The sequence below is a fragment of the Brevundimonas phoenicis genome (assembly GCF_047237745.1).
Classification (GTDB): domain Bacteria; phylum Pseudomonadota; class Alphaproteobacteria; order Caulobacterales; family Caulobacteraceae; genus Brevundimonas.
On record NZ_JBDFLN010000001.1, the window covers coordinates 1,454,422 to 1,473,908 of the forward strand.

Here is a 19,487-nt window from a genome sequence, read left to right on the forward strand (position 1 = left end):
GCGCGCGCGCGATCGCCGGGGCATGGCCCTGTTGACCGTCCTGCTGCTGGTGGCGGTGATGGCGGCGCTGTGCGTGGTGCTGCTGGACGACGTGCGCTTTTCCGTGCGCCGCACCACCAACGCCGAGAGCCAGGCGCAGGCGCAAGCCTATGCGGCGGGGGCGGAGGCGCTGGCGCGGCGGCGGCTGTCCGACCTGGTCCGCGCTGATCCGGCGCGCACGCCGTTGCAGCCGCAATGGAACGGCCGCGTCTTCGCCCTGCCGCTGGAAGAGGGCGAGGGGCGGGCGGTGATCCACGACGGCCAGTCCTGCTTCAACCTGAACAGTCTGGTGCTGGGGCAGGGCGAGGATCTGATCGCCCGGCCCGAAGGCGCGGCGCAGTTCATCGTCCTGGGCGCCGCGCTGGGTCTGCCGCGCGGGCGGATGGCGGGGGTCGCGGCGGCCCTGACCGACTGGATGGACGGCGACGACGAGGTCGCGGCCCAGGGGGCCGAGGACGCCGCCTACGCCAGCCGCCCGGCGCCCTATCGCACCGGCGGGGTCATGTTGGCCGAGATCAGCGAACTGCGCGCTGTGGCGGGGGTGGACGACGAACTCTATCGCCGGTTGAGGCCCTATCTGTGCGCCCTGCCGGAAGCGCGGCTGTCGCCCCTGAATGTGAATACGCTGGAGCCGCGGGACGCCGTGCTGCTGGTCGCGATCAGCCGGGGCGTGGTGGGGTTGAGCGCGGCCAAGGCGGCCATCTCCGCGCGCCCGGCGACGGGCTGGAGCAGCCCGGACGCCTTCTGGGCTCAACCCGCCCTGTCGGGCGTGGTCGTCGACGAAGAGGCCAAGGGCCAGATCACCCTGGCCACCCGCTATTTCGACCTGAGGGTGGAGATCGAACACGGCGACGCACGCGCCGTTCGCACCGCCCTGATCCATGTCGCGCCCCATGGCGCGGCGCGCACCGTCATCCGTCGCTGGACGCTTGAAGAATGAGCATGGAAGAATGAGCCACGCCCGCATCCTGTTCATCCCGACCCACGCGACCCTGGCGGCGCGTTTCCTGCTGGTCGACCGCGAGGGCCGCGTCGTCGGGCGCGGTGAGCTGGACCCGCATCAGGCCGACGCTCCGCCGCCGATGCGCACCATCGCCGTGGCGCCCGGCGCCGACGTCATGACGCGCTGGCTGGACCTGCCGCCGGGCAATATGGTTCAGGCCAGAGCCGCCGCGCGCTGGGCCTTGCGCGATCAGGCGGCGGGCGAGGTCGAGGGGTTGGACGTGGCCCTGGGCGCGGCGCCGGTCGATGGCGGGCCGCGACTGACGGCGGCGGTGTCGGCCAAGCTGCTGCAGGCCTGGCTGCGCTGGATGGAGACCTTCGACATCCGGCCCGAGGCCGTCGTGCCGGACAATCTGTGCCTGCCTGCGTCGCTGGAGGCGGAGACGTTGACGGCCGCACAGGCGGGGGCCGACGTGGCGCTGCGCGGCCCGCTCTTCGCGGTGACGGTTCAGCCTGATCTGGCGGAGGCGGTTGCAGCCGGGCGCTCTTTGACCTGGCTGGAAGGGGAGGCGTTGGACGCGGCCCTGGCGGCGGGGGCGATGGCGGCGCCGGTCGACCTGTTGCAGGTCCACGACCGGCGTGAGCGGGGACAGGCAGCCAGAGGCTGGCGGCTGGCGGCGGGTCTGGCGGCGGCGCTGTTGGTCTCGCCCCTAATCCTGATGGCGGCCGAAGGGTTGCGCGACCGCGCGGCGGCCGATCGCGCCGAGGCCGGCGCTCGGGCAGGGGCGGTGAAGCTCTATCCTGAGCTGGCGACGGCGGACGATCCGGCGCCGGAGGTTCTGCGGCGCCTCGACGCCGGGCCGCCGCCGGGCGGGACCGCGCGCGCGATGGCCGCCGTCTTCGCCGCCGTCGAGCGCGTGCCGGGCGCCGAACTGGACGACGCGACCCTGGGCGGCGAGGGGCTGCGCGTCACCCTGGCCCATCCGACGTTCAATGATCTGGACGCCGTGCGCGCCGATCTGGCCGAGGCCGGGCTGGCGGTGGTTGACGAAACCTCGGCCGAGGAAGGCGGGCGCATGGTCAGCACGCTCACGATCGGAGGCGCGCGATGAAGGCCCCGTTTTCTTCCGTCGCCGCCTGGTGGGACGGTCGGTCGCTGCGCGAGCGGCGGATGCTGGCGGTCATGGGGGCGCTGGTGCTGGGCGTCGTCGGCTGGCTGGGCGTGGTGCGGCCGCTGGACGGCTGGCAGGCCGATCAGGCGCGCGCCCGCGTCGCCGCCGAGCGACAACTGACGCAGGTCGAGACGGCGGTGGTTCAGCGCGGCGCGCGACCGACTGAGGCGGTCGATCTGCAGGCTCTGGTCGCCTCCACCGCCCCGGCGGCGGGGGTGCAGCCGACGCTGGGCATGTCCGAGGGCGGGCGGCTGGGCTTCCGGCTGGATCGCGTGACGACGGCCCAGGCCTTCGGCTGGCTGGCGGCGCTGGAGCAGGGCGGGGCGCGTATCGAGGAACTGGGCGTGGTCGAGAACGCGGACGGGACGCTGGGCGTCACGGGCGCGTTGGCGTCCGGGGGCTAGGCCTGCGCGCTTTTCGGTCCTGCGGGAGTCGTCCGTTGTGGACTTGGAGAGCGCGGCGGGGCAGGTATCGCAGCCATGATCACTCGTCTGGCTCTTCCTCTGGTCAGCGCGGCCGTCCTGGCGGGCTGCGCCTCTGCGCCGCGCGTCGAGACGCAGTTGTCGGCCGCCGTGCCCGCGAACGTGACCGCCTATCGCCTGCTTGAGGCCGAGGCGCCGAGCGAGGCCGACCGCGCGGCGGCCGAGGCCGTACGTCAGGCGTTGAGCGCGCGCGGTTGGCGCGAGGGGGACGACAAGGCCGCCTGGCGGGTCGAGGCGGCCTATGCGGTGCGGCCTCAGAAGACCGGCGTCTTCACCGACGTCGATGCGCGCCAGGGCGAGTGGACCGATGCGCCGCGCCTGCCGCAATGGTGGAGCCAGGGCCGCCAGACGCACAGCCTGACGGTGATCCTGACCGGGCCGGGGAATGAGACGGGGGCCTACCGCGCCTCGGCGGTGGCGATCCTGGGACGGCGTCAGGCCGAAACCGCGCCGGGCCTGTTGGCCGAGGCGGCGGTGGCGCAGTTGGACGCGGCGAACTAGGGCCGACCGCCTGCAGCTTCATTCCCCTTCCATGAGCCTGGGCAGTGTCAGGATGAAGGTCGCGCCCGGCGATTCGGGCTGGTGGCGGATGGTTCCGCCGTGGCGTTCGGCGACGGTGCGGACGAAGGCGAGGCCCAGCCCCGCGCCACGATGATCGGCGCCGCCGTGGCCGAAGGCCTGGAACAGGCGGCGCGCGGCTTCTTCCGACAGGCCCGGTCCCTGATCGCTGACGCTGAGGACGCAGACCGGGCGGCCGTCGTCTTCGGCGCCGGTCAGGCTGACCTGGATGACGCCGCCCGCCGGGCCGTACTTCAGGGCGTTGTCGAGCAGGTTGGTGGTCAGGCGGCGAAGCAGGGCGGGGTCGCCCTGAACCAGGAACTCTTCTTCGCCGTCGGGCGTCAGGATGCGGACGCCCTTCTTCGACGCCTGGGGCCACAGGATGTCGGCGGCGTCCATCGCCACCTGGCCCAGGTCCAGCAGTTCCGAGCGATAGGGCTGGCTCTCGGCGCGGGCCAACTGAACATAGCCCTCGGCGAGGTCGAGGGTCTGGCGGGCGTAGTCGGCGATGCGGCGCTCGACCATGGGGTCCAGGCGCGGCGCGGGGCCGTCCAGCAGGGTCAGGATCGACACCTGGGGCGCGCGCATGTCGTGGCTGAGCAGTTGCAGGGCCTCGGCGCGCTGGCGCTCGGCGGCGCGGAAACGGGTCATGTCGGCGAAGCGCACGATGTGGCCGACCGGATGGCCTTCGGCGTCGGTCAGCAGGGCGGCGGCGGCTTTCAGGATGCGGCCGTCGGGCGTGGTGATGTCGCCGGGATCGCCCTCGGGATCGAGGAAGCGGCGCCAGGCCGGTTCGCCCAGGGACTGGAACAGCAGGGGCAGGTCGGCGTCGTCCCTCAGTCGGTCGCCGAACAGGGCCTCGGCCCGGTCGTTGGACAGGATGATGCGGGCGTGCGGGTCGGCCACGACCGTGGCGTCGGGCAGGCTTCGCAGGGCGTCGGAGATGAAGCGTTCCAGGTCGCGCACCTGGCGCACGGCGGCGCGCAGGGCGTCCACCTGGCGGGCCACCACGTCGCCGCCCTGGGCGCGACCGATCAGGCGCACGCCGTCGCGCTCGAAGGCCTCGACCTCGCTCTGCATATAGGCCGAGGCGGCGGCCAGGCGGCGCCAGCTCCACAGCGGATAGGCCAGGGCCAGGCCGGCCACGGCGGCCGAGGGCGGGAACCACAGGCCGCCCGCCAGGAAGGCGACGGCGACGGCGATCAGAGTCAGCACGATCAGCCCGGCCCCCAGGGCCATGTTGGCGGCCGGGCGCAGCACTAGGAAGCCGGCGACCAGCAGGCCGAGCGGCAGCAGGGACAGGATCAGAACCCAGCCGGGCGACAGGCTGCGCGGACCGCCGCCCTCGATCAGGGTCTGGAGCAGGGCGGCCTGCACCTCGACGCCGGGACGCAGTTCGCCGTGCGGCGTGGCCGGGGTGGCGTAACGGTCGCCCAGGCCCGGCGCCGTCGCGCCGACCAGCACCAGCCTGTCCTTCAGGAAGGCGGCGGGCGTCTCGCCGCTGAGCACGTCGGCGAAGGACAGGGTGCGGAAGGCGCCGGGCGGGCCGCGATAGATCAGGGCTTCCGGCGAGGCGGCGAAAAGCTCGTCGCCGCCGTGTAGCGCGGGCGGCGCGGGTGCGGCGCCCTTGGCGGCGGCCAGGGGCAGGATCAGATGCGGCCAGGTCCGCCCATCTGCCTGAAGATAGAGGGGCAGGCGGCGCACGGCGCCGTCGTCGTCGACCGTCAGATTGACGTGGCCGAGGCCTGCCGCCGCATCGGTCAGGATCGGCGCAGGGGCGTCCTCGCGAAAGGCGGCTCCGTTCAGGCCGGGGGCGTCCAGCACCACCGGCAGGCGGACCTTGCCGTTGCGGGCCAGGGCGGCGGCCAGGGCGTCGTCCTGCGGGGAGGCTTCGGTGAACAGGACGTCGTAGGCGACAGGCCCCGCGCCCGCCTGGGTCAGGCGGTCGATCAGCCGGGCGTGCAGGTCGCGCGGCCAGGGCCATTGGCCCAGGGCCTCCAGGCTGCGGTCGTCGATGGCGATGATGACGATGTCTTCGTCGGCCGGTCCCGCCTCGGCCCGCATCAGGGCGTCATAGACCAGGTGGTCGGCGCCGTCGGCGACAGGCGTCAGCGCCATCCAGCCGACCAGCAGGGCGGACAGCGTCGCCACCAGCGCCCACTCGACCAGGGCGCGACGGCCGGTCAGGCGGGCGCCGAGCCAGCCTCTCCAGCCGCCTTTCGGCCCTGCGGGCGCGGGCACGGCGCTAGCGCCCGATGCGGAGCTGTTGCGGTTCGGACCAGGCTTCTAGCAGGCGGCCGAAGCGATGGCGCGCGCCCTGCACCCGCCAGCTGTAGACGCCCGGCGGCAGGTCGCTGAGGGTGAAGGCTTCGTCGGTCAGGCCGGGCTGGTCGACCAGCAGGGGGCCGTCGGCGGTTCCGTCCTCGGCCTCGCGCCACAGCTGGAAACGGAAGGTCGCCTCGCCGACGCCCTCGGCCTCCCAGCGGAAGCGGTAGAAGCGGCGGCGGTCGCGTTGATCCATGGCGGAGGCCAGGCCGCCGACGCCGTTGCGGGCGCGGATGAAGCTGTAGGTGGTGGCCTTGCCCTCCAGCCCCTCGGGCGACAGGGCGGTCAGACGCAGGAAGAAGGCGCCTTCTTCCATGTCGCCGAAGACCAGGGGGCCGCCGGGCGCGCTGTCGACTTCGGCGAAGGCCTCGATCATGCCGGCGTCCTGGGCGACGCGGCCGCGATAGCGTTCGGCGCCGGGCAGGGGCTGGATGTCGAAGGCGACCTGGGCCTGGGTCTGCGGCGCGTCGGGGCGAACCAGGGCGGGCGCGGGCAGAAGGGGCAGCAGGCGCACAGCGCCGGCGGCGGCGCTGACGCCCTGATCGGCGGCGGCCAGGGTTTCGGCCTGGCCCGAGGCGATGGCGACGGCGCCTTCCAGCACCTCGGTGGTCGAGCGGTCGGCGTCATCGTCGAAGGAGACGCGGAAGTCGGTGCCGCGCACGGCCGAGACCGAGACGGGGGTGCGGATGGCGAAGCCGCCGGGGCGGCGCCGGGGGCTGACGCGCGACTCGGCGCGACCGGCCTCGACCGTCAGGGCGTGATCGACGGCGCCGTTGATGGCGTAGCGGCGCAGGCGGCTGACGCGCACGCGGCTGTTGGAGGGCACGACCACATGGCTGCCGTCCGACAGGGCCAGACGGACGAAGGCGTTGGCGCCGGTGCTGAGGACGGCGCCTTCGCGCACGGTCTGGCCGGAGGCGGGGGCGGCGGATCGGCCGTCCTGATTCAGGGTCGCGGCGCCCCGGAAGCCGGCGATGCGCGCCTCGTCAGGATCGGCGCGCAGCAGATCGACCGGCAGGGCCAGGGTGCGGCCGATCGCGAGGCGGCGCGGATTGGCGACCCGGTTCTCGCGCTGGACCCGGCGATAGTCGAGCGGCCGGTTCATATAGGCGGTCGCCAGGTCGATCAGGGTGTCGCCGCGCTGGACCACATAGTCGAGCGTCTCGACGGCGGCGGAAGACGCCGTGCGGGGCGCGGGCGGAGCAGCCGAAGTCTGTGCGGCGGCGCTTCCTGCGGCCAGCATCGCTGCAACCGCCAGAGCCGCAGACCAATCCGTCTTCATTCCGCCACCTGCGTCTTCATTCAGGCGTCAGGGCCGGGTTCGGCTCCCGTGACGCGCTCAAGGCGGTATCCGTAGCTGTAAATGGGGGTCAGGCGGAAGCCTCGCTCGGGCCGAAGCTCCAGCTTGTTGCGGATGCGCGAGATGTGCATGTCCAGCGAACGGCTGTTCAGGTCCGGCTCATTGCCCCACACCGTTTCGAGGATGTAGGTCCGCGACAGCGCCCGGTGCAGGTTGCGGAACAGCAGCAAGGCCAGGGCGTATTCCTTGGCCGTCAGGGCCACCGACTGGCCGTCACGGGTCACGGCCCCGGCCAACTCGTGGAAGGACACCCCGTCATAGACCTCGACGCCCGGCGTCGTCGGTTGGGCGTAGGCGCGACGGATCAGGGCGTTGATCCGCGCCGCCAGCACCGGCTTGGACAGGGGCTTGGGCAGGTAGTCGTCGGCCCCTGCGTCCAGGCCTGCGACCACGTCTTCATCCTCGGCGCGGCTGGTGACCAGCAGCATGGGCGGGGCGGGCTTCAGATTGGTGCGCGCCCAGGCCAGCACTTCCAGACCCGAACGGTCCGGCAGGTTCCAGTCGACGATCAGCATGTCGAAGGTGTCTTTGCGCAGGGCGGAGATCAGCGCCTGGCCGCGCGAAAACAGCGTGGCGCGATACCCAGCGTCCTGGACGACCTCGGAGACGAACTCCAACTGGACGGGATCGTCATCTAATATCGCGATCTTCATACTGGCTACGCAGCTCCGGGGAGAACGCTGGAGTCATAGCCTCGGATGCTTGGCTTTAGAGCAATGTAAAATGTAAAATATGGTCACCCCTCGGCGCGTCCTGGCGAGGATGCGGGCAGGGGGGCGAGACGGCGGGCCTGATCCTGGCACAGGGCCTTGATCCAGCGCCGGACCGTCTTCAGCCGCGCCGTGCCGTGGACTTCGCGGTGGGTGCTGAGCCAGAAACGGCGTTCTATCAGTACTTCGTTCGCCAGAACCCGCGTCAGCCCTTCGGCCAGAAAGCAGGGCAGGACGCCGATGCCGCCGCTCGCCGCCACCATGTCCCGTTGGGCGCGGATGGAGGAAGAGGCCAGCCGCGGGCGCAGGTGCGGGCGGATCTCGTCCAGATAATGTAACTCGGACGCATAGATCAGGTCGTCGACGTATCCGACCATGTCGACGCGGTTCAGGTCGTCGATGGTGTCAGGCGCGCCGTGGCGTTCGAGGTATTCCGGCGCGGCGTAGAGCGCCAGCTGATAGGTGGTCAGCGGCTCGACGATCAGGCGCGGCCCGGCGGCGGGACTGAGGGTGATGGCCATGTCCACCTCGCGGCGGCTGGGCGACAGGAAGCCGGAACTGGCCGCCAGTTCGACGTTCAGGCCCGGATGCGCGGCCAGCAGGCCGGGCAGGGCGGGGGCCAGCACTGCCCCGCCGAAGCCTTCCGATGCGCTGATCCGCACGGCGCCCGCGATCAGGTCTGGCTGGGTGACGCGACCGGCCGCCTCCATCGCGCTTTCGGCGTCCAGCGCCCGCTCCAGCAGTTGGGCGCCGGTGGCCGTCAGGTGCAGTCCGGCGGCCGAGCGGACCAGCAGGGTCGACTTCAGCGCCGTCTCCAGCCGCGCCACGCGCCGTCCGACCGTGGCCGCGTCCACGCCCAGCCGCTGCGCCGCCGTGGCCAGCGACCCGGCGCGGGCGGCCGCCAGAAACACCCTCAGATCATCCCAGTCGAACATATGCAGATATGCACATCATCACCTGCAAGATTGCAATGGGCCTGACCGATCCGCTCTGCTAGGGCAGGCTCACGAAGAACCATAATCATCGGGAGAGACGCCAATGCGCGATATTCGCCACTTCATCGACGGTGCGGCTTTTGATGGGGCGTCGGGCCGCTTCGGCGACGTCTTCAACCCCAACACCGGCGAGGTTCAGGCCCGCGTCCAGCTGGCGACGCCGTCGGAACTGGACCGCGCGGTCCAGTCGGCGCAGGCCGCCTTCGAAGGCTGGTCCTCGACCAACCCGCAGCGCCGCGCCCGCGTCATGTTCGAGTTCAAGCGCCTGGTCGAGGCCAACATGAACGAACTGGCCGAACTGCTGTCCAGCGAGCACGGCAAGGTCATCGCCGACTCCAAGGGCGACATCCAGCGCGGTCTGGAAGTGATCGAGTTCGCCTGCGGCATCCCGCACGCCTCGAAGGGCGAATACACCTATGGCGCCGGTCCGGGCATCGACGTCTATTCCATGCGCCAGCCGCTGGGCGTGGTGGCGGGCATCACCCCGTTCAACTTCCCTGGCATGATCCCGATGTGGATGTTCGGCGTGGCCATCGCCGCGGGCAACACCTTCATCCTGAAGCCGTCCGAGCGTGACCCGTCCCTGCCGGTGCGTCTGGGCGAGCTGATGATGGAGGCGGGCGCGCCCAAGGGCGTGCTGAACGTCGTCCACGGCGATAAGGTGGCGGTCGACTCCATCCTTGAACACCCGCTGATCCACGCTGTCAGCTTCGTCGGTTCGTCGGACATCGCCCACTATGTGTTCCAGAAGGGCGCGGCCCACGGCAAGCGTGTTCAGGCCATGGGCGGCGCCAAGAACCACGGCATCGTCCTGCCCGACGCCGACATGGATCAGGTCATCAAGGATCTGACCGGCGCGGCCTACGGCTCGGCTGGCGAGCGCTGTATGGCCCTGCCGGTCGTGGTGCCGGTCGGTCAGCGCACCGCCGATGAACTGCGCGAGCGTCTGGTCTCGGAAATCCCGAACCTGCGCGTCGGCGTCTCGACCGACGCCGAGGCCCACTACGGCCCCGTTGTCACCCAGACCCACAAGGACAAGGTTCTGGGCTGGATCAACAAGGGCGTGGAAGAAGGCGCCGAACTGGTCGTCGACGGCCGCGAGTTCAGCCTGCAGGGCCACGAGAAGGGCTTCTTCATCGGCCCGTCGCTGTTCGACCACGTCAAGCCGGAGATGGAATCCTACAAGGAAGAGATCTTCGGCCCGGTGCTGCAGATCATGCGCGCCGCCAGCTTCGAGGAGGCGCTGAGCCTGCCGAGCAAGCATCAGTACGGCAACGGCGTCGCCATCTTCACCCAGAACGGCCGCGCGGCCCGCGACTTCGCCGCCCGCGTCAACGTCGGCATGGTCGGCATCAACGTGCCGATCCCGGTGCCGGTGGCCTATCACTCGTTCGGCGGCTGGAAGCGTTCGGCCTTCGGCGACATCAACCAGCACGGCATGGAAGGCGTCCGCTTCTGGACCAAGACCAAGACCGTGACGGCCCGCTGGCCGGATAGCGATCTGGAACACGCGGACTCGAGCTTCGTCATCCCGACGATGGGCTGACCTTGACCCTCTCCCGATGGGAGAGGGCTTGAGCCTCCAAGAGCCGAAGGCGATTGGCTAAGGCAAAAGGGTGAGGGTTCAAGCTGTCAGTCGGCGGCAGCCGTTGCGATACGGCTTACGCCGACTGAGGCCGGGAACCCTCATCCGCCCCTTCGGGGCGCCTTCTTCCATCGGGAGAAGGAATAACTATGAGAGCGTATAGGGGATCACCCCCCGCTCATTCTCCGGCACGGCCAGGGTCCGGTCGATCGGCGGAAACGCCCGTTGCGTGCAGTCCGTCCGCTCGCAGATGCGGCAGTTGACGCCCATACGTGTCGGCGGGCCGTTCAGGTCCAGACCGTCGGCATAGACCAACTGCGCCGCATGTTCGATCTCGCACCCCAGACCCAGCGCATAGCGCCGATCCGGCTCCAGAAACGACCCGCCCGGCTTGGACACGCTCTTGGCGATGCAGACGTAGCGGGCGCCGTCGGGCATCTCCGACAGATTGACCAGAATGCGGTCCGGGGCGCTGAACGCCTCATGCACGTTCCACAGCGGGCAGGCGCCGCCGAAGCGGGCGAACTGGAAGCGCGTCGCGCTGTGCCGCTTGGTGATGTTCCCGGCCATGTCGACCCGCGCGAAGTAGAAGGGCACGCCGCGCCAGCCGGGGCGCTGTAGCGTGCTCAACCGGTGGCAGGCCTGCTCGAAGCTGACGTGAAAGCGGTTGCGCAGGCGGTCCACGTCGTGCCGCAGTTCCCGCGCCGCTTCCAGAAAGGCGCGATAGGGCAGCAGCAGCGCCCCCGCCGCATAGTTGGCCAGACCGACCCGGCACACGTCGCGCGCGACGGGAATGTCGAAGGCGGCGCGGTCCAGTTCGTGTTCGATCAGGTCTTCGAAGCGCAAGCGAACCAGCTGATGCGCCATCTGGAAGGCGCGGGTGGCGCCCGGCAGGCTGGCGTCGACATAGAGGATGCGCGCGCCGGGATCGAAGCGCCGCATGGCGCCGCGTCCCTGACCCGTGGCGACGCGCACGCCGCACAGGTCGTTGAGGGCGGCCTCCAGCTCGCGCTCAGGGTGGACGCCGTCGCCGAGATTCAGCCGCGCGGCCAGATCCTCGGCCGCTCGGTCGAGGGCGTCGATGTAGTTGTCGCGATAATGGAAGAAGTCGCGCACCGCCTCATAAGGCAGGGCGGGGGCGGCGTCGGCGGCGTGTTCGTCGCGGCCCAGCGTCTCGTTCAGCGTCTTCAGCCGCTCGTCCAGACGGCGATAGTCCTGGTGCAGGGCCAGGAACTGCCGCGCCAGCCGGGGCGCGTTCATGGCCGCCTGTTTCAGTTCGCCCGCCGTCGGCGCCTCGGCGTGGCCAGCGACGTCGGTGGTCGCCTCGCGCAGGTCGGCGATCAGGCGGGCGTCGCCGTCCAGATCGAACAGGCTGGCGTCCACGTCGAAGGCGCGCGTCAGGGCGATCAGCACCCGCGCCGTGGCCGGGCGCTGGTTGGTCTCGATCTGCGACAGATAGGACGGCGACAGCGCCAGCCGCCCGGCGCACTGCTCCAGCGTCCAGCCGCGCGCCTCGCGCAGCTTGCGCACCTTGGTCCCGAGGTAGAGTTTTTCAGCCATGGTTGTTGGGCATTGCAACTTTGCAAAAACGCCTGTCCGCCTTGGCAGGCTTACGCACTTGGACGACTTTTGCAAAGTTGCGATTGCCTTTCTGTGATGAAGCGGCTTGTTGGACCCTGAACGAAGTCAGGGAGTCGCCCAACCATGAGCCAGGCCATCCTCGAAGAGCTCGAGCGCCGTCGCGCCGCCGCCAAGCTGGGCGGGGGCGAGAAGCGCATCGCCAGCCAGCACGCCAAGGGCAAGCTGACCGCCCGCGAGCGCATCGGCGTCCTGCTGGACGAAGGCTCCTTCGAAGAAACCGACATGTTCGTGGAGCACCGCAGCCACGATTTCGGGATGCAGGATCAGCGCATCCCCGGCGACGGCGTCGTCACCGGGCGCGGCACGATCAACGGCCGTCTGGTCTATGTCTTCTCCAAGGACTTCACGGTGTTCGGCGGCTCGCTGTCGGGCGCCCACGCGGCCAAGATCGTCAAGATCCAGAAGATGGCCCTGACGGCGGGCGCGCCGATCATCGGCCTGTTCGATGCTGGCGGCGCGCGCATTCAGGAAGGGGTAGAGAGCCTCGCCGGTTACGCCGACATCTTCCTGCAGAACACCCTGGCCTCGGGCGTCATCCCGCAGATTTCGGTCATCATGGGCCCGTGCGCGGGCGGCGACGTCTATTCGCCCGCCATCACCGACTTCATCTTCATGGTGAAGGACACCTCCTACATGTATGTGACCGGCCCCGACGTGGTGAAGACGGTCACCAACGAGGTGGTCAGCCACGAAGACCTGGGCGGCGCGCGCGTCCATGCGGGCAAGTCCGGGGTCGCCGACGGCGCCTTCGAGAACGATCTGGAGGCCCTGTCGGAAGTGCGTCGCCTGATCGGCTTCTTGCCGCTGTCGAACCGCGAGACGCCGCCGATCCGCGACACCTATGACGAGCCGGATCGCGACGAGGCGTCGCTGGACACCCTGGTCCCGGCCAATCCGAACCAGCCCTATGACATGAAGGAGCTGATCCTGAAGACGGTCGACGAGGCCGATTTCTTCGAGATCGGCGCCGACTTCGCCAAGAACATCATCTGCGGCTTCGGCCGACTGGACGGCCAGCCGGTCGGCATCGTCGGCAACCAGCCTCAGACCCTGGCGGGGGTGCTGGACATCGACAGCAGCCGCAAGGCCGCGCGCTTCGTGCGCTTCTGCGACGCCTTCCACATCCCGCTGGTGACCCTGGTGGACGTGCCGGGCTTCATGCCGGGCACGAAGCAGGAGTACGGCGCCTTGATCAAGCACGGCGCCAAGCTGCTGTTCGCCTATGCCGAGGCCACCGTGCCCAAGCTGACGGTCATCACGCGCAAGGCCTATGGCGGCGCCTATGACGTCATGAGCTCCAAGCACCTGCGCGGCGACGTCAACTATGCCTGGCCCACCGCCGAGATCGCAGTCATGGGCGCAAAGGGCGCGGTCGAGATCATCTTCCGCAAGGAGGCCGGCGACCCCGAGGCCCTGGCCGCGCGCGAGGCCGAATACAAGGAACGCTTCGCCAACCCCTTCGTGGCGGCCGGGCTCGGCTACATCGACGACGTCATCATGCCCCACGGCACCCGCCGTCGCCTGATCAAGGCCCTGAAGACGCTGAAGAACAAGACCCAGGAAAATCCCTGGAAGAAGCACGACAACATCCCGCTGTAAGGCCCAGAAATGTTCGATAAAATTCTGATCGCCAACCGCGGCGAGATTGCTGTTCGCGTCATCAAGACCTGCCGTCGCATGGGCATCAAGACGGTGGTCGTCTATTCCGACGCCGACGCCGGGTCGCTGGCCTGCGAGATGGCCGACGAGACCGTTCACATCGGCCCGTCGCCCGCCGCCCAGTCCTATCTGATCCAGGACAAGATCGTGGACGCCGTGAAGCAGACGGGGGCGCAGGCCGTGCACCCCGGCTTCGGCTTCCTGTCGGAAAACGCCAGCTTCGCGCGGCGACTGAAGGCCGAGGGCATCGCCTTCATCGGGCCGAACCCCGAGGCGATCGACGCGATGGGCGACAAGATCACCTCCAAGAAGTTCGCCGCCGAGGCGGGCGTCTCGACCGTGCCGGGCCATATGGGTCTGATCGAAACGCCGGACGAGGCGGTGAAGATCGCGCGTGAGATCGGCTATCCGGTCATGATCAAGGCGTCGGCCGGGGGCGGGGGCAAGGGCATCCGCGTCGCCCATTCGGACGACGACATGGCCGAGGGCTTCGCCGCCGTGAAGGCCGAGGCGCTGAACGCCTTCGGCGACGATCGCGTCTTCCTCGAGAAGTTCATCGTCGACCCGCGCCATATCGAGATTCAGGTGCTGGGCGACAAGCACGGCAACGTCATTCACCTGTTCGAGCGCGAGTGCTCGATCCAGCGTCGCAACCAGAAGGTCATCGAGGAGGCGCCGTCTCCCCTGCTGGACGAGGCCACCCGCGCCGCCATGGGGGCGCAGGCCGTCGCCCTGGCCAAGGCAGTGAACTATGACTCGGCGGGCACGGTCGAGTTCGTCGCCGGTCAGGACAAGAGCTTCTTCTTCCTGGAGATGAACACCCGCCTGCAGGTCGAGCATCCGGTGACGGAGCTGATCACCGGCGTCGATCTGGTCGAGCAGATGATCCGTTCGGCCTGGGGCGAGCAACTGGCGATCAAGCAGGACGACCTGTCGATCAACGGCTGGGCCATCGAGAGCCGCATCTACGCCGAAGACCCCTATCGCGGCTTCCTGCCGTCGATCGGCCGTCTGGTGCGCTATGAGCAGCCGGAAGAGGGCGATCACTCCGGTTCTGGGGGCGACTACACCGTCCGCAACAACTCGGGCGTCCGCGAGGGCGACGAGATCAGCATGTTCTACGACCCCATGATCGCCAAGCTGTGCGCCTGGGGCGAGACGCGCGAGGACGCCGTGCGTGGCATGGCTCGCGCGCTGGAGGACACCCATCTGGCGGGTCTGGGCCACAATGTGCCCTTCCTGGCCGCCGTCATGGATCAGGAGCGTTTCCAGTCCGGCGAGCTGGCCACCAGCTACATCAAGGACGAGTTTCCCGACGGCTTCCACGGCCTGGCGCCGACGCCGGAGCAGGTGAAGATCCTGATCGCCTCGGCCGTAGCCATGAACGAGGTCATCGCCGAACAGGACGGCGACCCCAGCGAGCGCATCGACTGGACCGTCCTGATCGACAAGACGGCCTATGAGGTCGAGGTCGGCTATGACGAGGCCGAAGACCTGATCGTCGCCATCGACGGCGAAGAGGTCTCCCTGTCCGAGATCGACTGGCGGCCGGGGCTGTCGCTGTTCAAGGCGGTGCTGGACGACGACGCCTTCACCGCCGAGGTGAAGCGCGCCGCCGACGGCTTCGACATCCGCCACCGCGCGGCGCGGGCGCGGGTGCGCGTGCTGCGTCCTGACGTGGCGCATCTCTACGCCCTGCTGCCCGAGAAGCAGGCGGCGGATACTTCCAAGCTGGTGCTGTCGCCGATGCCGGGTCTGGTGGTCGACATCCCCGTGCTCGAGGGGCAGGAGGTCAAGTCCGGCGAGACCGTCGCCATCATCGAAGCCATGAAGATGCAGAACATCCTCAAGGCCGAGCGCGACGGCAAGGTGAAGGCGGTCAAGGCCAAGGCCGGCGACCCGGTCGCCGCCGACGACGTGCTGGTGGAGTTCGAGTAAATGACCGAGTTCGCCGTCCCGACCCCGCTGGAGTGGCGCGAGGCCGCCGTGAAGGCGCTGAAGGAGCGTCCGCTGGAGAGCCTCATCCATCTGGATGCGGACCAACTGGCGACGAAGCCGCTGTATGGGACGGCGAACGGGGGCGAGCCTGTATTCGCGCCTCGGCCCTCGGATTCCGAAGGCCGGGCCTGGGACGTGCGGGCGCTGAATGAGGGTGAGGATGCGGACGCCCTGAACCGCGCCGTCCTGACCGATCTGGAGAACGGGGCGGCGTCCGTCCTGATCGCCGGACCGGTCGCGGCGGACCCTGTGAAGCTGGCCCGTGCGCTGGACGGGGTGGCGCTGGAGCTGGCGCCGGTGGCGCTGGACGCCGGGTTCGACGGCGTGAAGGCGGCGGAGGCCCTGTCGACGGTCGCCAAGGGATCGCCTCGCGCCAAGCTGGCCTTCCATCTCGATCCGATCTCGGCCTACGCCGAAGCGGGCGGGACGCCGGGCGATTTCGCGGCCGTCATGGCCGAGACGGCGAAGGCAGCGGCGACCCACGCCGCGACCTATCCCGAGGCGACGCTGTTCATGGCGTCGGGCCGTGTGGCGCATGAGGCGGGCGGCTCCATCGCGCAGGAACTGGCCTTCGCCGCGTCCTCGGCCGTGGCCTATGTGAAGGCGGCGGTTGAAGCGGGTCTGTCGGTCGAGGCGGCGCTGAAGGGCGTCGTGCTGGGCGTGGCTGTGGACCAGACCTATTTCGACTCTCTGGCGAAGATCCGCGCCCTGCGCCTGATCTGGGCCAGCGTTTCTAAGGCGTTCGGCGCCGAGGTTCCGGCGATCATCGAGGCGCGATCGTCGCGGCGGATGCTGTCAGCGCGCGATCCGTGGCCGAACATGCTGCGCCTGACCGCCGCCGGGTTCGCTGGGGCTGTGGGCGGAGCCGATGCGGTGGTGCTGGACGGCTTCACCCGCGCGGCGGGCCTGCCGGACGACTTCGCCAAGCGTCAGGCGCGCAACACCCAACTGATCCTGATGGAGGAGTCCAATCTGGGCCGTGTCGACGATCCGGCCAGCGGCTCCTGGTATCTGGACGCGCGCACCCGCGAACTGACTGAGGCCGCGTGGGCCGAGTTCCAGGTCTATGAGGCCGAAGGCGGCGTCATCGCCTGTCTGGAAGGCGGGGTGATCCAGCCCCGCATCGCCCGCGCTCGCGAGATGGCTGAGAAAGCCTTCAAGGACGGCGCCGCCCAGATCGTCGGCGTCACCAAATTCGTCGACCCGGACGTGAGGCCCGCGCCGGTGACGCCCGCGCCCGTCGCGCCTGCTGCGATCGGGACGTTCGAGGCTTTGTCGCCTGTCCGCTTCGCCGCCGCCTTCGAGGAGGCCGCCCAATGAGTTTTCCTGACTTCTCCAAGGTCGCTCTCGACCTCGACGCCACCGGCGCCGGGCCGGACCGCGCGGCCTGGACCACGCCCGAGGGGCTGACGGTCGAGACGGCCTATGGGCCGGAGGCGCTGGACGGGCTGGACTTCATCCACGGCCTGCCGGGCTTCGCCCCCTTCGTGCGCGGGCCCTATCCGACCATGTATGCGGGCGCGCCGTGGACGATCCGCCAGTATGCGGGCTTCTCGACCGCCGAGGAGTCCAACGCCTTCTATCGCCGCAACCTGGCCGCGGGTCAGAAGGGCCTGTCGGTCGCCTTCGATCTGGCGACCCACCGGGGCTATGACAGCGACCACCCGCGGGTGAAGGGCGACGTCGGCATGGCGGGCGTGGCCATCGACAGCATTCTGGATATGCGGACGCTGTTCGACGGCATTCCGCTGGACCAGATGTCGGTGTCCATGACCATGAACGGGGCGGTGCTGCCGATCCTGGCCCTCTATGTCGTGGCGGGCGAGGAGCAGGGCGTCGACCACGCCAAGCTGACCGGGACCATTCAGAACGACATTCTGAAGGAGTTCATGGTCCGCAACACCTACATCTATCCGCCCGCGCCCTCGATGCGGATCATCGCCGACATCTTCGAGTGGACGGCGAAGGAAACGCCCAAGTTCAACTCCATCTCCATCTCCGGCTATCACATGCAGGAGGCGGGAGCGTCGGCGGACATCGAACTGGCCTACACCCTGTCGGACGGCATCGAATACCTGCGCGCCGGCAAGGCGGCGGGCATGGAGATCGACCGCTTCGCGCCGCGCCTGAGCTTCTTCTGGGCCATCGGCATGAACTACTTCATGGAGGTGGCCAAGATGCGCGCCGGCCGCCTGTTGTGGGCCGAGGCGGTCAAGCGCGAAGGCGGCGTCAATCCGAAGTCGCTCAGCTTGCGGACCCACTGCCAGACCTCGGGCTGGTCGCTGGCGGCGCAGGACGTGTTCAACAATGTACCCCGCACCATGGTCGAGTGCATGGCGGCAGCGGGCGGCCAGACGCAGTCGCTGCACACCAACGCCCTGGACGAGGCGCTGGCCCTGCCGACCGACTTCTCGGCCCGGATCGCGCGCAACACCCAGATTCTGGCGCAGGCCGAGACGGGCCTGACGCGCGTCATCGACCCCTGGGGGGGCAGCTTCTACGTCGAGCGCCTGACTCAGGAGCTGGCGACCAAGGCCCGCGCCCTGATGGAGGAGGTCGAGGCCTACGGCGGCATGGCCAAGGCCATCGAGGCGGGCATCCCCAAGCTGCGGATCGAAGAGTCCGCCGCCAAGACCCAGGCCCGTATTGATACGGGCCAGCAGACGGTCGTCGGCGTGAACAAATATCTGAACCCCGTGGTCGACGACATTCCGATGCTGAAGGTCGACAACGCCGAGGTGCGCGCCCGCCAGATCGAGAAGCTGCAACGCCTGAAGGCCGAACGAGACGAGGCGGCGACGCAAGCGGCTCTCGACGCCCTGACCGAGGGCGCGCGAGGCAGTGAGAACCTGATGGAGCTGGCGGTGCGGGCGGCCCGCGCCAAGGCCACCGTCGGCGAAATTTCCGACGCGCTGGAGGCCGCCTTTGGCCGCCATATCGCCACGGTGAAGACGGTTTCGGGCGTTTATGCGAAAGAGGCGGGGAACGATCCCAAGGTCGCCCGCGCTCGTGAAATGGTCGCCGCCTTCGTCGAGAATGACGGCGGCCCGCCGCGCATCCTGATCGCCAAGCTGGGGCAGGACGGGCACGACCGTGGCCAGAAGGTGGTCGCCACCGGATACGGCGACATCGGCTTCGACGTGACGGCCGGTTCTCTGTTCCAGACCCCTGCCGAGGCGGCCAAGGACGCGGTGGAGAAGAACGTCCATGCGGTCGGCGCCTCTTCGTTGGCGGCGGGGCACCTGACGCTGGTTCCCGAGCTGAAGGCCGAACTGGCCAAGCTGGGGCGCGAGGACATCATGATCGTGGTCGGCGGCGTCATCCCGCCGTCGGACGTGCAGCCCCTGCTCGATATGGGCGCGGCGGCCGTCTATCCGCCCGGCTCGGTGATCGCCGAGACGGCGGCGGACCTGATCGAAAAGCTGAACCAGCGCCTGGGCTATGCCCAGCCCGCGCCTGTGGAGACGAAGAAGTGATCGGCAATCTGAACCACGTCGGCGTCGCCACGCCCTCCATCGCCGAGTCGATCAAGCTGTATCGCGACGTGCTGGGCGCGACGAAGATCGGCGAGCCGTTCGATCTGCCCGCGCAGGGGGTGAAGGTCTGCTTCATCGACACGCCGACGGCCCAGATCGAACTGATCGAGCCGTTCGACGAGACCAGCCCGATCACCGGCTTTCTGGCCAAGAACCCCAAGGGCGGACAGCACCACGTCTGTTTTGAAGTGGCGGACATTCATGCGGCCATCGCTGAAATGCGCGCCAAGGGCGTGACCATCCTGGGCACGGGCGAGCCTCGCATCGGGGCGCACGGGACGCCGGTGGTGTTCCTGCATCCCAAGGAGATGGGCGGGGTCCTGATTGAGCTGATGGAGACGCCGAAAGGCGGTCACTAAAAGACAAAGGCCCGGTCTCGCGACCGGGCCTTTTTCATGATCATGGCTCTTCGTCATCCTCGGACTTGATCCGAGAATCGGGCCATCCGTCTGCGTGACGGCGGACAGGACGAGCGCGCCGGTCCC

General features: G+C 69.3%; 15 protein-coding genes. 10 read left to right on the forward strand and 5 right to left on the reverse strand.

Annotation, left to right across the window (positions count from 1 at the left end; genetic code table 11):
- Positions 1 to 22: 22 nt before the first annotated feature.
- The 4 genes from gspK (at position 23) to ABC419_RS07265 (ending at position 3,136) form a co-directional block, all read left to right on the forward strand.
- The gene (gene gspK / locus ABC419_RS07250) at positions 23 to 979 is read left to right on the forward strand and encodes a type II secretion system minor pseudopilin GspK (RefSeq protein WP_412877899.1); all 957 of its coding nucleotides are present in this window, start codon (positions 23 to 25) and stop codon (positions 977 to 979) included.
- A 10-nt stretch (positions 980 to 989) separates the two neighbouring features.
- On the forward strand, positions 990 to 2,093 hold the full coding sequence (gene gspL, locus ABC419_RS07255) for a type II secretion system protein GspL (protein ID WP_412877898.1): 1,104 nt from the start codon (positions 990 to 992) through the stop codon (positions 2,091 to 2,093).
- Complete coding sequence (gene gspM / locus ABC419_RS07260) at positions 2,090 to 2,557, forward strand: type II secretion system protein M (protein WP_412877897.1); 468 nt, start codon at positions 2,090 to 2,092, stop codon at positions 2,555 to 2,557. Before gspL ends, gspM begins: the two co-directional genes overlap by 4 nt.
- 75 nt (positions 2,558 to 2,632) lie before the next feature.
- The gene (locus tag ABC419_RS07265) at positions 2,633 to 3,136 is read left to right on the forward strand and encodes a hypothetical protein (protein ID WP_412877896.1); all 504 of its coding nucleotides are present in this window, start codon (positions 2,633 to 2,635) and stop codon (positions 3,134 to 3,136) included.
- Positions 3,137 to 3,154: 18 nt separating this feature from the next.
- Here the strand turns inward: ABC419_RS07265 and ABC419_RS07270 are convergent, their stop codons facing one another.
- From ABC419_RS07270 to ABC419_RS07285, 4 genes are all read right to left on the reverse strand, one after another.
- Positions 3,155 to 5,434, reverse strand: coding sequence for a CHASE2 domain-containing protein (locus ABC419_RS07270; protein WP_412877895.1), 2,280 nt, complete (start codon positions 5,432 to 5,434; stop codon positions 3,155 to 3,157).
- 4 nt (positions 5,435 to 5,438) lie between these two features.
- On the reverse strand, positions 5,439 to 6,800 hold the full coding sequence (locus ABC419_RS07275; protein ID WP_412877894.1) for a FecR family protein: 1,362 nt from the start codon (positions 6,798 to 6,800) through the stop codon (positions 5,439 to 5,441).
- 20 nt (positions 6,801 to 6,820) lie between these two features.
- Positions 6,821 to 7,531: a response regulator transcription factor gene (locus ABC419_RS07280; RefSeq protein ID WP_412878769.1), complete on the reverse strand. Its 711-nt coding sequence runs from the start codon at positions 7,529 to 7,531 to the stop codon at positions 6,821 to 6,823.
- An 83-nt stretch (positions 7,532 to 7,614) separates the two neighbouring features.
- A complete protein-coding gene (locus tag ABC419_RS07285) occupies positions 7,615 to 8,523 on the reverse strand; it encodes a LysR family transcriptional regulator (RefSeq protein ID WP_412877893.1) in 909 nt (302 codons plus the stop codon).
- 103 nt (positions 8,524 to 8,626) lie between these two features.
- On the opposite strand from ABC419_RS07285, the gene ABC419_RS07290 reads away from it, so the two are divergent.
- Entirely contained in the window at positions 8,627 to 10,129 is a 1,503-nt protein-coding gene (locus tag ABC419_RS07290) for a CoA-acylating methylmalonate-semialdehyde dehydrogenase (RefSeq protein WP_003165585.1), read from the forward strand.
- 186 nt (positions 10,130 to 10,315) lie between these two features.
- Here ABC419_RS07290 and ABC419_RS07295 read toward each other — a convergent pair whose 3' ends face one another.
- The gene (locus tag ABC419_RS07295) at positions 10,316 to 11,728 is read right to left on the reverse strand and encodes a short-chain fatty acyl-CoA regulator family protein (RefSeq protein ID WP_412877892.1); all 1,413 of its coding nucleotides are present in this window, start codon (positions 11,726 to 11,728) and stop codon (positions 10,316 to 10,318) included.
- Positions 11,729 to 11,872: 144 nt separating this feature from the next.
- Here ABC419_RS07295 and ABC419_RS07300 point away from each other — a divergent pair, with 144 nt between their 5' ends.
- Genes ABC419_RS07300 through mce form a run of 5 tightly spaced genes read left to right on the forward strand, consistent with a single transcriptional unit; the run spans position 11,873 to position 19,361 of the window.
- The gene (locus ABC419_RS07300) at positions 11,873 to 13,408 is read left to right on the forward strand and encodes an acyl-CoA carboxylase subunit beta (RefSeq protein WP_412877891.1); all 1,536 of its coding nucleotides are present in this window, start codon (positions 11,873 to 11,875) and stop codon (positions 13,406 to 13,408) included.
- 9 nt (positions 13,409 to 13,417) lie between these two features.
- Positions 13,418 to 15,406, forward strand: coding sequence for an acetyl-CoA carboxylase biotin carboxylase subunit (locus tag ABC419_RS07305; protein WP_412878770.1), 1,989 nt, complete (start codon positions 13,418 to 13,420; stop codon positions 15,404 to 15,406).
- Positions 15,407 to 16,786 (forward strand): methylmalonyl-CoA mutase family protein, encoded by a 1,380-nt coding sequence (locus ABC419_RS07310; protein ID WP_412877889.1) that lies wholly within the window; start codon positions 15,407 to 15,409, stop codon positions 16,784 to 16,786.
- Positions 16,783 to 18,942, forward strand: a complete 2,160-nt coding sequence (gene scpA, locus ABC419_RS07315) for a methylmalonyl-CoA mutase (protein WP_412877888.1) — start codon at positions 16,783 to 16,785, stop codon at positions 18,940 to 18,942. Before ABC419_RS07310 ends, scpA begins: the two co-directional genes overlap by 4 nt.
- Positions 18,939 to 19,361, forward strand: a complete 423-nt coding sequence (mce, locus tag ABC419_RS07320; RefSeq protein ID WP_412877887.1) for a methylmalonyl-CoA epimerase — start codon at positions 18,939 to 18,941, stop codon at positions 19,359 to 19,361. Before scpA ends, mce begins: the two co-directional genes overlap by 4 nt.
- Positions 19,362 to 19,487: the final 126 nt, after the last annotated feature.